The 13759-nt window shown below is 46.8% G+C and carries 15 protein-coding genes; 7 read left to right on the top strand and 8 right to left on the bottom strand.

Annotated features, from left to right (window positions below; all coding sequences use genetic code 11):
- Positions 1-32 precede the first annotated feature (32 nt).
- On the top strand, positions 33-2078 hold the full coding sequence (locus JHD79_RS13255; RefSeq protein WP_199119776.1) for a heavy metal translocating P-type ATPase: 2046 nt from the start codon (positions 33-35) through the stop codon (positions 2076-2078).
- A gap of 193 nt (positions 2079-2271) precedes the next feature.
- On the opposite strand, the gene JHD79_RS13250 is transcribed toward JHD79_RS13255, so the two are convergent.
- Entirely contained in the window at positions 2272-2742 is a 471-nt protein-coding gene (locus tag JHD79_RS13250; protein ID WP_233164697.1) for a DinB family protein, read from the bottom strand.
- Positions 2743-3034: 292 nt separating this feature from the next.
- Here JHD79_RS13250 and JHD79_RS13245 point away from each other — a divergent pair, with 292 nt between their 5' ends.
- The 3 genes from JHD79_RS13245 (at position 3035) to JHD79_RS13235 (ending at position 7417) form a co-directional block, all read left to right on the top strand.
- Complete coding sequence (locus JHD79_RS13245) at positions 3035-5200, top strand: catalase (RefSeq protein WP_199119774.1); 2166 nt, start codon at positions 3035-3037, stop codon at positions 5198-5200.
- On the top strand, positions 5091-5705 hold the full coding sequence (locus JHD79_RS13240) for an ankyrin repeat domain-containing protein (protein WP_199119772.1): 615 nt from the start codon (positions 5091-5093) through the stop codon (positions 5703-5705). The genes JHD79_RS13245 and JHD79_RS13240 overlap by 110 nt, the downstream gene beginning before the upstream one ends.
- Positions 5706-6664: 959 nt before the next feature.
- Positions 6665-7417, top strand: coding sequence for a hypothetical protein (locus JHD79_RS13235; protein WP_233164695.1), 753 nt, complete (start codon positions 6665-6667; stop codon positions 7415-7417).
- A 79-nt stretch (positions 7418-7496) separates the two neighbouring features.
- Here the strand turns inward: JHD79_RS13235 and JHD79_RS13230 are convergent, their stop codons facing one another.
- From JHD79_RS13230 to JHD79_RS13205, 6 genes are all read right to left on the bottom strand, one after another.
- Positions 7497-8249: a sulfite exporter TauE/SafE family protein gene (locus JHD79_RS13230; protein ID WP_199119769.1), complete on the bottom strand. Its 753-nt coding sequence runs from the start codon at positions 8247-8249 to the stop codon at positions 7497-7499.
- Between the two features lie 83 nt (positions 8250-8332).
- Positions 8333-8869 carry a CHAP domain-containing protein gene (locus JHD79_RS13225; RefSeq protein WP_199119767.1) on the bottom strand — a complete coding sequence of 179 codons (537 nt, stop codon included), beginning with the start codon at positions 8867-8869 and terminating at the stop codon, positions 8333-8335.
- Positions 8788-9153 carry a hypothetical protein gene (locus JHD79_RS13220; RefSeq protein ID WP_199119765.1) on the bottom strand — a complete coding sequence of 122 codons (366 nt, stop codon included), beginning with the start codon at positions 9151-9153 and terminating at the stop codon, positions 8788-8790. The genes JHD79_RS13225 and JHD79_RS13220 overlap by 82 nt, the downstream gene beginning before the upstream one ends.
- Before the next feature lie 146 nt (positions 9154-9299).
- Positions 9300-9941: a DUF6266 family protein gene (locus tag JHD79_RS13215; RefSeq protein WP_199119763.1), complete on the bottom strand. Its 642-nt coding sequence runs from the start codon at positions 9939-9941 to the stop codon at positions 9300-9302.
- An 11-nt stretch (positions 9942-9952) separates the two neighbouring features.
- Positions 9953-10366 (bottom strand): hypothetical protein, encoded by a 414-nt coding sequence (locus JHD79_RS13210; RefSeq protein ID WP_199119761.1) that lies wholly within the window; start codon positions 10364-10366, stop codon positions 9953-9955.
- Between the two features lie 121 nt (positions 10367-10487).
- On the bottom strand, positions 10488-10751 hold the full coding sequence (locus JHD79_RS13205) for a helix-turn-helix domain-containing protein (RefSeq protein ID WP_199119759.1): 264 nt from the start codon (positions 10749-10751) through the stop codon (positions 10488-10490).
- 76 nt (positions 10752-10827) lie between these two features.
- Here JHD79_RS13205 and JHD79_RS13200 point away from each other — a divergent pair, with 76 nt between their 5' ends.
- The 3 genes from JHD79_RS13200 (at position 10828) to JHD79_RS13190 (ending at position 12288) form a co-directional block, all read left to right on the top strand.
- Positions 10828-11427, top strand: a complete 600-nt coding sequence (locus JHD79_RS13200; protein WP_199119757.1) for a Crp/Fnr family transcriptional regulator — start codon at positions 10828-10830, stop codon at positions 11425-11427.
- A 296-nt stretch (positions 11428-11723) separates the two neighbouring features.
- Entirely contained in the window at positions 11724-11864 is a 141-nt protein-coding gene (locus tag JHD79_RS13195; protein WP_199119755.1) for a hypothetical protein, read from the top strand.
- Between the two features lie 91 nt (positions 11865-11955).
- Positions 11956-12288 carry a hypothetical protein gene (locus JHD79_RS13190; RefSeq protein ID WP_199119753.1) on the top strand — a complete coding sequence of 111 codons (333 nt, stop codon included), beginning with the start codon at positions 11956-11958 and terminating at the stop codon, positions 12286-12288.
- 36 nt (positions 12289-12324) lie between these two features.
- Here JHD79_RS13190 and JHD79_RS13185 read toward each other — a convergent pair whose 3' ends face one another.
- A complete protein-coding gene (locus tag JHD79_RS13185; RefSeq protein ID WP_199119752.1) occupies positions 12325-13683 on the bottom strand; it encodes a RagB/SusD family nutrient uptake outer membrane protein in 1359 nt (452 codons plus the stop codon).
- Between the last annotated feature and the right edge of the window lie 76 nt (positions 13684-13759).

The raw sequence follows: 13759 nt of genomic DNA, 5'->3' as shown, positions 1-13759 counted from the left end.
TTAACGGATTAAGAACAGCAAAAAACATCATCATGGAACACCAACATATTTACGATGCAGCAGGCAGACAGCTTTGCTGCACCCAGGAAGAAAAGATAAACGCAGCGGCAGATAGGCAACTGGAGCATATACATGAAGCAGACGGCCATCGTGCAAAGGATACCTCATTAAACGGCCATTCCGATCACGATGGTCACGACCATTCAGGAGCTGGCTCATCTACCCTGCAAATGTTCCTGCCTGCCCTCATCAGTTTTATATTATTGATGGTGGCCATTGCTTTTGACCATTGGCTGGCCCCCTCATGGTTTACGGGCTGGCTACGCCTGCTATGGTACATGGTTGCCTATGTTCCCGTTGGCTTTCCGGTGATCAGGGAAGCCCTGCAAAGCATTGGAAAGGGCGAGATATTTTCAGAGTTCTTATTGATGGGCATGGCCACTATTGGGGCCTTTGCCATTGGTGAATACCCAGAAGGCGTAGCCGTAATGTTATTTTATGCCCTGGGCGAAGTATGCCAAACATTGGCGGTAACAAGAGCAAAGGCCAATATAAAAACCTTGCTCGACCAAAGACCAGATGAGGTTACCATTTTAGAAAACAACCAACCCAGAACAGTAAAGGCAGAAAAGGTAAATATTGGCCAGGTTATCCAGTTAAAACCTGGAGAAAAATTAGGACTGGATGGAGCATTATTATCTGAAAGTGCGTCCTTCAATACCGCAGCCCTGACGGGAGAAAGCAAGCCCGATACCAAAACCAAAGGAGAAACCATATGGGCAGGAATGATCAACCTCAATACCCTTGCGCAAGTAAAAGTCACTGCCGCCTATACCGATAGCAAGTTGAGTAAGATTTTGGCACTGGTGCAAAATGCCACGGCACAAAAAGCACCAACAGAATTGTTCATTCGCAAGTTTGCAAAAATCTACACGCCCATTGTCGTGTTGTTGGCCCTGCTCATTACCATAGTTCCTTATTTTTTTGTAGACAGTTATGTATTCAGCCAATGGCTGTACAGGGCTTTGGTTTTCCTGGTCATTTCCTGCCCTTGTGCATTGGTCATTAGTATTCCATTGGGGTATTTTGGTGGCATTGGTGCAGCCTCAAAAAATGGTATTCTGTTTAAAGGCAGTAACTTTTTAGATGGGCTGGCCAATATTCAGCATGTGGTAATGGACAAAACAGGCACCATGACCGAAGGGGTTTTCAAAGTACAGGAAGTGGTATTAAAGCCCGAACTGAATAAAGATGAGCTCCTGAAAATGGTCAATGCCCTAGAGGGCCAGAGCACACATCCGGTGGCAACGGCTATCCATCAATATGTGGGCGAAATAGATCATGCTATCCCTTTAGAAAACACGGAAGAAATTGCAGGTCAGGGATTGAGGGCCATGGTGAACGGAAAAGAATTATTGGTCGGAAATTTCAAGCTGATGGATACGTTCGGTATCCGTTACGATATAGACCCCACAAGCATTGTATACACCTTAATTGCGATTGCCTACGACAGAAGATTTGCAGGTTACCTTACCATTGCCGACAGCATAAAAGAGGATGCACAGCTTACGATAACCAAACTAAACGCATTGCAGGTAAAAACCACCATGTTAAGCGGAGACAAAAGCACCGTCGTAAAATTTGTTGCCGATAAATTAGGCATCCGCAATGCCTTCGGCGATTTATTGCCCGAAGACAAAGTAAATAAAGTAAAAGACATTAAAGCCAAAAACGAAACCGTGGCATTTGTGGGCGACGGGGTGAACGATGCGCCGGTAGTTGCCTTGAGCAATGTTGGCATAGCCATGGGGGGCTTGGGCAGTGATGCCACTATTGAAACCGCCGATGTCGTTATACAGGATGATCAGCCCAGCAAAATACCCATGGCCATTAATATTGGCAAACAAACCAAAAAAATAGTGTGGCAGAATATCATCTTGGCCTTTACCGTAAAAGCCATTGTACTTGTTTTAGGGGCCGGTGGTTTGGCCACCATGTGGGAAGCTGTTTTTGCAGATGTTGGGGTAGCCTTATTGGCCATCTTAAACGCGGTACGCATACAGCAGATGAAATTTTAAAAGGGAATTTTCTTCAAGCGCTTTCAAGGGTTTCAGCCCCCTTAAAAGAGGGGCAGTCGAACGCCCGAAAAGACTACCGAAACACCCATCCTAACAGGTTGGTGTTTCCTTTTGTATCCGTTTTCCCACAAAAACTTAGTGCAAAGGTGGCTAATTTGAAGAACGTTCTATGGATAGAAAGCCTTGATCTTTCTTAAACGTCCAGTAATCTTCTGTGGTAATTGATCTGGCCAAGATGATAAGACAAGTGGCCCGAAAGGTGGATCAGCATAAAACCAATGGCGCTTCCCCCTTCCACCACCTTTACCAAAGGGTAATCTTCGTTAAGGTCGCTGTCACTTAGGCCATCAAGGGCATGCCTTATCACTTCTATGGTCTCTTCAATTTTCCTGAGCAGTTCCGTCCTTGGTACATTTTTTAGGGAGAACTCTAACGGTCTGTCCCTTACATAGCCCGTTTTGCCCAACTCGCCACCTATATAGGTATTCAGGTTGCCCATTAAGTGCAAACAAAGGTTACCCGCCGAATTGGCAATGTTTTGATCCACCCGCCACAGGTTAGCCTCATTTTTGTATTGTTCAATTTCCGATTTTAACCTATTCAGGTCTCTTGTAAAGAGTGATTGTAAAGCTTCTTTTAGCATATAGGTGAATTTACTTGCCATAAAGTTAGTAAGAAAAGTTAACCCATTCGCATTTGCCCCCTTAATTAAAAGCCATATGGACAGGCCTGGCTTAAGAATTTAACGGCCTAAAGGAAGGGCTGGTGTTTTTCCGTAACAACTCCCAAATTATGTCAGCGTACCAAACTAAAATCGATATGGATTGTTTTTCATGGCACAGATAAGGTGACCGATAAGAAAAGTCTTGTCGTCTCCTCGACCTACAAGAATATGACCACCATCGTTCTTCAAGGCAGGCCTTATTTTTTCATTTCATACCTAAACCATAACGCATATGGCAAAGCAGCCCCTTACCCCCAAGCAATCAAAACGACCAGAAAACAAAAAAGTACAGCAACTGCAGCAGCATCATGCCGATGCTTCAGGGCAGCCCATGACCACCAATCATGGTCTGGGCATTAACGATGACCAGCATTCGCTCAAAGCGGGAGAACGTGGGGCTACCCTACTGGAAGATTTCATCCTAAGGGAAAAAATTACCCATTTTGATCACGAACGCATTCCCGAGCGCATTGTACACGCCAGGGGCAGTGGGGCACATGGCGTATTTAAGCTGTACAAACCTATTCCACAACTGAGCAAGGCACATTTTCTAAATACCCGTACCGAAACACCGGTATTTGTACGCTTCTCTACCGTTGCGGGTTCGAGAGGTTCTACCGACCTGGCCCGCGATGTACGCGGTTTTGCCGTGAAGTTCTACACCCAACAGGGCAACTTTGATTTGGTAGGCAACAACATGCCCGTTTTCTTTATCCAAGATGCCATGAAATTTCCAGATCTGATCCATGCCGTAAAACCCGAGCCCGACAATGAGATGCCACAGGCCGCTTCGGCACATGACACCTTTTGGGATTTCATTTCCATGATGCCCGAATCGGCACATATGATCATGTGGGCCATGAGCGACCGTGCTATTCCACGTAGTTTAAGAATGATGGAGGGTTTCGGTGTGCATACCTTTAGACTGATCAACGACAAGGGAGAGAGCCATTTTGTCAAGTTTCACTGGAAGCCTTTATTGGGGGTACATGCCGTAACTTGGGACGAAGCCCAGCACATTTCTGGGAAGGATCCCGATTTCCATCGCAGAGATTTATGGGAGGCCATACAAACGGGCAATTTCCCTGAATGGGAGCTCGGCATCCAGGTAGTGGCCGAAGCTGATGAGCATCAATTCGATTTCGACCTATTGGACCCAACCAAATTGATCCCCGAAGAAGTAATACCCGTACAGCGTATCGGCAAGCTAACCCTGAACCGTAACCCCGATAATTTCTTTGCCGAAACGGAACAGGTAGCCTTCCACGTAGGTCATGTGGTGCCCGGCATCGACTTTACCAACGATCCGCTATTGCAAGGAAGACTATTCTCCTATACCGACACACAACTGATCCGTTTGGGCGGCCCCAACTTCCATGAAATACCCATTAACCGTCCTATAGTGCCCGTGCATAACAACCAACGAGACGGACATATGCGGCAGACCATTAATGTAGGGAAAGCCAGTTATGGGCCAAATAGCACCGGCAATAACGATCCCCAACAGGTAAAGGCCAGCGATGGCGGATTTACCAGCCATACCGAAAGGATAGATGCCAAAAAGATCCGTGCCCGAAGCCGCAGTTTCTTCGACCATTTTAGCCAGGCCAAGCTCTTTTACCGCAGCCAATCGAAACCAGAGCAAAGCCACATCGTCAATGCCCTTAGTTTTGAGCTCGGCAAGGTAAAAACCATTGCCATTAGGGCACGTATGTTAAGCGTACTACAACAAATTGACACGGACCTGGCCAAGCAGGTAGCGGCCAACCTTGGCCTAACCCTGTCTGGCAAACCCCAACAGCTCAACTTTAGTGTACCTGCCGATGGTGATCCAAAAGATTTCCAACCTATTCAAAAAGAACCGGCAGTAGCAAATTCTCCTGCCCTCAGTATGGCAGGCACGATAAAAAACACCATCAGGACCAGAAAAATTGCCTTTCTGGTAGCAGACGGCGTTGACCCAAGCAGTGTGCAAGACATGAAAAAAGCCTTGGAGGCCCAAGGGGCAACCATAGAAATCATTGCGCCAAAATTAGGCAGCATCAGTGCAGGAAAGGAAAAAATGGAGGCACAAGAAAGCCTGCTGACTACTGCGTCTGTGTTCTACGATGCCGTCTTTGTGCCTGCTGGCAAAAAAAGCATCGACACCCTTGCGCTACAACCAGAAGCCATACATTTCCTTAACGAAGCTTATAAACATTGCAAGGCCATTGCCCTGGCTGGTGAAGCTGAAGCCTTACTTGCACACACCTACTTTGGTCGCGATGCTAAAAACGACAAATCTACAGATGCTGCATTATTGTTTGGAGATAGCGCCAAGATGGCCGATCAGTTTATCTCGGCCATTGCCCAACACCGCAACTGGGAAAGAGAAAAGGCCAGAAAAGTACCTGCTTAATATTACTTATAAGAATTTAACCCACATGGAACTCGAAAAAGAAATGCTCATTCATGCTGCCAGAATTGGCAATATTGCCGTGCTCGAAGAATTGATTAAGGGTGATGCAGACCTTAACCAGCCCGACCCAAAGGGCTACACGCCCCTGATCATTGCCTGCTACAACCATCAATTTGAAGCAGCAAAGCTATTGATTGCCCATGGTGCAGACCCAAATGCAAGTGACCAGGGAGGCAACACGGCCCTAATGGGTGCCGCTTTTAAAGGCTATGCCGATATTGCCGAACTCCTCCTTGCCAACGGTGCCGCACTTGACCTACAGCATGGCAATGGCGGCACCGCACTCATGTTTGCCGCCATGTTTGGCCGTAATGAACTGGTCAAGCTGCTCCTGCTACATGGTGCCGATTCAGAAATTTGCGACGCTAGGGGAATGCGTGCAGCCGACCTGGCCCTTCAGCAGGGTAACATCGAAGCTGTTGAACTGTTGGGCCAACCCCTATAAATAATTTAAAACACCTTTTTCCCTATCAACAAAGCCTAAAAAAATCAATTAGCCCCACCCACGGAAAAGTACTTAACCAAAAAACCCACCTTATGGGTGGGTTAAACTACTTGTACGAGACCTTACTGTTTGAGGAGCTTTTGTACCGTGTTTTCAGTACCGCTCAGCCGTACAAAATATACCCCAGCCTGAACCGCCCCTCTGGCGCAAGCGTCTCGCTTGTGACTAATATATTAACCAATCAATTTAATATCAATTAGTCCTTTAACTTCAGAATAATCCCTTGCACTGCTATACAAATAATTCAATCGGTCATCTACAATTCCAGATACAACTGGATTATTATGAATATAATCAAGCTTCTACTCCATGATATAATTATCCCATAACTCTATTGGGTGGTTATCCTGTTGCCAAAAATTGGAAACAGTCATTGTTGCTGTTTTTATCTCCTGCTCTTTGCATCATCCATAACAAACATTTCTTTCTGCTTTCTATCGGATTAGTTGCAATTGCTTTTCGAAGGCATTTTATAAATACATCCAACCAGTAAACAACCGCAAAGCTGATGAAATATAATTTTGTCAGATCCCGGATTTTACATTTCACACTCATTATATTATAAAGATATTACCCTACGACCAAAAATGTCAAAATCTAGTTTAAATTTAGACAAAATTTAGCGCAAGCGTCCCGCTTGTGACCGAAACATATATTTTAATTCTCAATTTAATAGCACAAGCGGGACGCTTGCGCTAGAATAAACTAGAAATAATGAAAATCACGCTTGCGCCAGAGAGCGGGAGCAAAATTGCCTTTTCTTTTTTCACTAGTGGAAGGGTTCAAACCTGGCCAATAATTATAGCATGATAAAAATAGTTGGCAGAATCCTACAATAGATTGGCTATCTTTAGTAGACAAAAAGCAGCCAGCCGGCACACCTATATGCCCCAAAAGCCATGAACATAAAAACCCTGAACAAAGTTGCCGAAGTAGGCCTGGTCTTCTGGCTCATGAAGATTGTGGCCACCACCCTGGGCGAAACCTTGGGCGATTTTATGTCCATGACCCTTCACTTGGGCTACGCCATGGGCATAGCCATTACGCTGTGCTTTTTCGGTATGGTGCTCTTTGTCCAATTATCGGTCAAAAAGTATATTCCGGCCATCTATTGGCTGGTTATTGTGGGCACCACTACCTTGGGCACCGAAATATCCGATTTTATTGATAGGAGCCTGCATTTGGGCTATGCCTGGGGCAGCCTTTTATTGCTCAGCGGCCTTGCCCTTACCCTCTGGCTGTGGTACAAAAAATATAAGCAACTTAGTGTCTTTCCCATTACCGAACGTACAAAGGAAACCTATTATTGGATTGCCGTTCTCTTTTCAAATAGCCTGGGCACCGCATTTGGCGATTTCCTAAGCGACAATATGGGCTTGAGCTACCTGTACGGCGCCATGGTCACCGGTGCAATCATCCTCATCGTGGTCCTGCTCCACTACCTTAGCAAGCTCAACCAAATCCTTTTATTTTGGATAGCCTTTGTATTTACCCGGCCCTTTGGGGCTACATTTGGCGATTTTCTTACCAAGCCCCTGGCTAAAGGCGGTTTGGCATTGGGCACACTCCCCTCTTCGCTCGTGTCCATCGCGATAATGACCCTCTTCATCTTAGCCCTACATAGGGGGGAGCACTCCAAAAATCAGAGTTAAACCCTATAGAGTGCAAGCCAGCCCATATTTTACCTAAAGCGCTCTCCTTGTAACCATCGAACATTCCCCTTGTGCTAGGTTAAACCGCATAGACCTTAAAAAAGAAAACCGCCGTAATGAGGAAATTCAAGAGGATAATTGCGGTCCTCAGCTTTACCGGATCTATTCGTTTGGTATACCTTGCCCCAAAATATCCACCACATATGGTAGCCAGCAGCATAATACCCGTTTCGGGCCAGGCAACCTTGCCCGCTGCAATGAACAGCATTACCGCTACCGAATTGGCCACGCCTACAAATAGTGTTTTGTTGGCATTGATCACCTTAATGTCGGAAAGCCCGAACAGGCTCCATACGGCCATCATCATAATGCCTACGGCACCCCCAAAATAACCACCATAAATCCCCAATAGGAACTGTCCGCCCAGTACCACGCCCTTACCAATACTGAACTTGCTGCGCAGGTACAGCCCAGCAGCTTTTCCAAAGGCGAAAGCCAATGAACCGATCAATAACAACCAGGGCACCATCCTCTTAAATTCTCCGGCAGGCGTATACAGCAGCAATAGGGCCCCGGCACAGCCACCCAATAGGGTAAGCAGCACCATGGCCCACATGGCCACCTGTGGAAAGGGCCTAATGTATTCCCGAAATTCCCAAGCACTGGCCAAGCTGGCGGGAAAAAGTGCCACCGTGCTGGAAGCATTGGCCGAAATGGGTGGTACACCAGCGTATACCAAGGCAGGAAAGGTAATAAACGAGCCTCCACCCGCCGCCGCATTCATGGCGCCAGCCAACAGGCCAATAACAAACAACAGCAAAAGCGGATCCATGAGTTCAGGATAGGTTGTCCAAATATAAGGAATACCATACCGCTTGCAACCGCATAAAAAGGAAGCGACGAAAATCCCCTACATTAGGGCGGGCCATTGGGCAGCCAGTTCGCATAAACCTTAATGGTTCGTCTATGCCTTATTTTACGGTAAACCCCATCGCCCTCCCTACTGCCCGCCAAATTGGTATTGCCCTCTATGGTGTAGAGCCAATGTCCACGCTGTTTTTCTACCAAACCAGCATGGGCAATACGGCCCTTATCGGCAAAATAAATACCAAAAACAACGGCCGGACCGGGCTCGGCCACCTGTCTTGCTTTTGGGAACAGCGCCGGGCTCCAGGCCGTACGTGGCTGCCCATAACCTGCCTGGCCAAATACCCAGCTCACAAAGGCAGCGCACCAGGGCGCCCCTTTTTTATGGCCCGTATAGGCCAGATATCGTTCTACTGCAGGCCCATCGTTATGGCCCGTAGCCTCCCTTACCACAAGCTGCGAACGGGCAATGTTCAAAATCTGTATGGTTAAACGCTTGGGTGCTACAGCACGGCCAATAGGCTCCATAGCAGGCTTAGCCAGCACAAAGCAAACAGCGCATAGTACAAGATATATTTTTGCCATGTTGTTAATACATTAAATTCTAAAATCAATACTTCAAGGGCTGGTAGCTTTAGCCTTTCCAGTAGCTGGCCAAAGACATGGCCGCTCAACCATCGTGTGAGCATCCACAATAAGACCCCCAACCAGATCAGGTGCCATATGCCCAGGTCGGCAAAGGCCAGCTCCGGAAAATCTGTCAACCATTTGGGCAGCAGCCACCATAGTACCAGCAGCAGAGCGAAGTACATGCCCAACCTATAATCATAGGCCCTATACCATTGATATGCTAAAAAAAGTGTTTTCATGATCCTTAATAAATAAATAGGTGAATAATTGTTCTGCAAAAGATTGTCTGGGCACAGCCTCGCAATCACTTGAACAGACCGATAAGTGAAAAACATAGGGCAATGGCGGCCCTTCTAAATTGAAGATAGACCGCCCTTGCCTTTAATTAAACAGCCTGTACCGTGCCCAGGTAGACACTGGTCGCGGCTTTTGCCGAGGTACTGCCTACAAAACCTATCCAAACCTGCAGGGTATCGCCTGCAAATTCTACTGGAATGGCCATATGGGCCGTACCCTCTTGGCGGGTGGCCAGTCCTTCTTCTACCACAAACTGCCTTTTATTGGCATTGTACAAAACGGCCAGCAAGAGGTCGTCGGCCGCAGCAAACACCTGCCCGCTGTTATCGTCCCAGTCTAGCTGTATGCTGCCCGCTGTAGGGGCGCTCACGGCAGCATTTCTGGCACCGATCAGCTCGCCCTTGCTCAATACCACTTTGGTATAGTCTATCGAAAAATTAGGACTATTGCCCATTAAGGCATGCTTTAAATGATACGAAACGGCCTTGTTCAGCCTCGACAGGGTGCCCGATGGCGAGCCATAGTAGCTGGCCAGCAAATTGCCAATGGGGGCCAAAAAGCCCATTACCGCCGCAAAGCGCTGCCGCTGTTCTACCTGTAGCAACGTAGGGCTTACGCCCGATTTTTTGGGCAGGCTGCGCATTACGTCAAGCCCACGCCAGTTGGCCCCGATAACGGTACCCACTTTTCCCGAAAATCCACCTAGGATTCCTTTTTTAAATGTTCCCATGTTCTTTGTTTTTAAGTTAAACCATGTTCGTTAGTCCAACCTTTTTTGCCGGCAATGCAGGTTAGCTGACCTAAAACTAGACTCTGTTTTCTGTAAAAAAGAAGATCTGGAAAGGCCTGTCCGGTCTTGTCCACTGCCGACCGGTTTTGTCCAGTACAACGGCCCACTTGTTCGGGGCTCCTTCGGGAATGCTTCGGTACTTGTTCGGTAAAACGGTCATTTTTGCGAACATGGCCCGAACAAGTACCGAGCAAAGCACAGTAAAGAAAAACCAAAACCGATCGCTCGGGCAACGAGATTAAAAAGAGATTAAAATTTGGCCACCAAGCACTTAAACCCATTGACAGTGCAAAAAAAATGGTATATTGCCTATATCCACTAGCCATTCTTTCTTTAACGCCAAACTGATGAGCACAATTCAACAAAAGAAAGCCGCTGTCCAACAGCTCCAGCCTGGAACCACCAGAGCCGGCTTCCTTTTTCTTGTCCAGCGCATTGCCCTAAAACCCGTTTTCCTTTATCGCCAACTGGGCAAGCCCCCGCTTTTCAGTCTGGTTTTTGCATGCCCTGCTCTATAAGCGCCGTCACCTCTTGCCTGGGGTAATACCATTTGCCCGCAATTTTAAATCCACCCAACTGCCTGCTTTTACGCAGCCTGTAAATGCTCTTATCTCCCACTTTCAGCAATTGTTTCAGATCGGCGTTATCCAGGTAGTCGCCCAACTGCGCTTTACCTAAGTGCTGCCGCAACAGGGACAGGATCTGTTGCTGTAGGGCCAGCAACTGGGCAAGTTGTTGCTCTATTAACATATGCGTTCATTTAGCTGACACTAAGCTAAGCCCAGCACCGCAAAAAAATATTCGCTTACATTAACTACTCTTAACCATGTTTTTTAATGAATTTATCACCCACCTGGCCAAAAATGCCCACCTTAACGAAACCCTCTACCAAGCCCTGCGAAACAGGGCAAGGCCATTGCAGCTGCTCAAACGGCAAGGCCTGGTACAGCTTGGCGATGTTTGCAAACAGCTATACTACATTCACGAGGGCTTTTTTAGGCTATACCAACATACCGCTGATGGCGAGCGCACCACAGATTTTGCGGCCGCAGGCGAATTTGTGACCGTAATTCCCAGTTTCTTTCGGCAAAAGCCCAGCAGCCATGGCATTGTATGCGAGGCCGATGCCTACATTTATGCCCTGAGCTATTACGACCTGCGGGCATTGGAAGAACTTTATCCCGATTTTTTGGTCCTGAGCAAGAACATCACCACCCAATACCTCATGCGCTTCTATCAGGATATGGAATTTTACCGCACCGCCAATGCTACCGAACGTTACCTCTACCTTTGCCAGAAATACCCGAAAATTACCAACATGGTGAGCCAGAAACACATTGCTTCCTACCTAGGCCTAGCACCCCAAACCTTGAGCCGTATCATCAAAGAAACGATCAGGCGGCCAACAAATGGCCATAAAAGTTAACATTTGTTCATTTTTGGTTGCCCCCAAGGCCTCGAAATTGGTCGCTACCAAAACTGGAAATGAACGCGATCGTAAAATACAGGCAAGCCCTCGACCATCTCCTGTTCCTGCTCAGGCACCAACAGGTAGGCTCTCTTGTACCCGCGGCCAAAAGACTCAACTGCAGTACCCGCACCTTAAAACACCGCATTGCCCGCTTGCGCCGCGAAGGCCACTTCATTGTGTACGACAGGACACTGAAAAGGTATGTGCTGAGGGAGGAGGAGCAAGGATGAAGGAGTAAAGACCATAGTCCGATGTCGGAAGTCCGAAGTTGCAAGATGGAAAGGAACAAGGAGAAAAGACAAGGCGGTGGTTGGTTCGGGGAGCTGGCTGCAGCAGGTGACAAAGCCTACCTAAGTGGCCATACATTGCTCGTCATTGCGAGAAACTTGTGACGAAGCAATCTCCAGCCTATGGAAACAAAACCTAATTTCTAACCAAACTTTTTCGTCTGCTTTTTCAAATGCAACAAAGCAGTCAAACAACATGAAAAATCTAAAAAGTTTAATCTTTGGCCTTGCAGCGCTGTGTTTAGCGTTTGGCCTGATGTTTAGTGTAAGTGCGTTTAAAAAGAAAACTAACGTTTACTGGCAATACACCAAAAATAACCATACCGATATTAGGGATGGCTATAGTTATAGCCAAGTTACGAGTCCGGAGGCGGAGGCCTGTGATCCGGGCAATGACCTACCCTGCGTGTTGGAAGTTGATGCTTCCATTAGCAGTCAAGCTTTATTAGACGATTATCTACGTGATACTAACATCTTTCAGAATGATAGCGACATTACCGATGCCGCGATGTTCAAGAAAGCAGACTAAAGTTGATTTTGGCTGGATTTACGTCCAGCCAATCTCTTATCTTCTGTTCTGTTGCATGCCCGACAAAGCAATGATATCCTCCGGGATCGCCAAAGCATACCTTAGCGAATTCGGCTCCAGTTCAAACGTGCTGCCTCCTATACTGCGCTTGAGCACCAAATGATCTCCCGTCGCATTCCATCTTCTAATATCTGCCCATCTCAAGCATCTCAGGTATAATTCCTTCAACCTTTCCTTTTTGATCAGACTTAATACTAGTTGTTGGTCTGTTAAGACATAGGGAATAAAAGTATTTGTTTTATACCTATTCTTTAGTAATAAGTTAAGGTCTGCCAAGGCCTTATCTAGCTTGCCATTCTGCGCAAAGCACTCGGCACGGGTAAGTAGCATTTCATCCACCGCTATCCCGTTGAACATATTGGCCGAGCCTGCATACTGGCCTTTAAAAATGTAATCTGTGCCACTGGCCTTAAAATAAACTGCTTTTCTCAGGTCATCGTTTTCATACATTGCATAGATAGCCGGATTTACCAAAGCCCTAGCATTTGTAACAGGGCCAAGAGGTACCGCCCTACTCTCAAAAACCACCTCGCTATTTAACTGAGCTATCGGAAAGTTGGCACTCGTGGTTAGGGTATTGAAATCCATCAGCCGACTTTCAATTTGGAGGCAACTATCTGCATATAGGCCTGCCATGGTATAATTTCCCATGCGAAGGTAGGCACGAGAAAGCATGCCATAGGCTGCTGCCTTTGCAGGTCGCATTGGTGTGAGCGGTTTGCTGGGCAAGCCTGCTGCGGCAACTTGTAGATCGGCGATTACTTGTGTAAAACTTTCTGCAAGCGTAGCCCTTACACTGGGCGTATTGAAATTTGCATCCAGGCGTAGTGGGATGCCCTGATCGGTTGCCGCCGTTGCTGCTCGATATGGCAATGTCCAGATGTCGATAGCATTCAAAAACTGGCGTGCCCTATGAAACTTTGCCTGTGCCGAAATCTGCTTTAGCTCATTTACATTTAATTTGTCTTTGTTTTCCTCTACGGCATTGAGCACCACATTTGAAAAATAGACGATTTCATATACATCTTTCCAGGCATTGGAACGCTCGTCGAATACGTGGGACGGTGCCCATTTGTAAAGGTTCTGCTCTGTATCCTTTCTAGATTGGTAAACGTCATCGGTAATAAAATATTCATCTGCGCATACGGCAGCCACCGAGGGATCGTTGTAGTTCATTCTTGGATAATAGTCTAGCATAGCCTGCATATCCTTGATGCTGGTGATGACCGCCAGTCTTGTATCAGGTTTTGCATCCAAATAATCTTTACATGAGGCCAACATGCCCAGTACAGCTATTGCAAACACTAGGCTTCTCATTTTAAACACTTTTTTCATTAGATATCATTTTTAGGGTAAAATTCTTTATGAGCAGCATTAATTAAATTAACATGGTTCCTGAACGCTTTAATGC

The organism is Pedobacter sp. ASV28 (genome assembly GCF_016428855.1).
Taxonomy (GTDB): Bacteria; Bacteroidota; Bacteroidia; order Sphingobacteriales; family Sphingobacteriaceae; genus Pedobacter.
The sequence above is the reverse complement of the archived record's forward strand: the minus strand, read 5'-3'. Positions and strand labels throughout refer to the sequence as shown.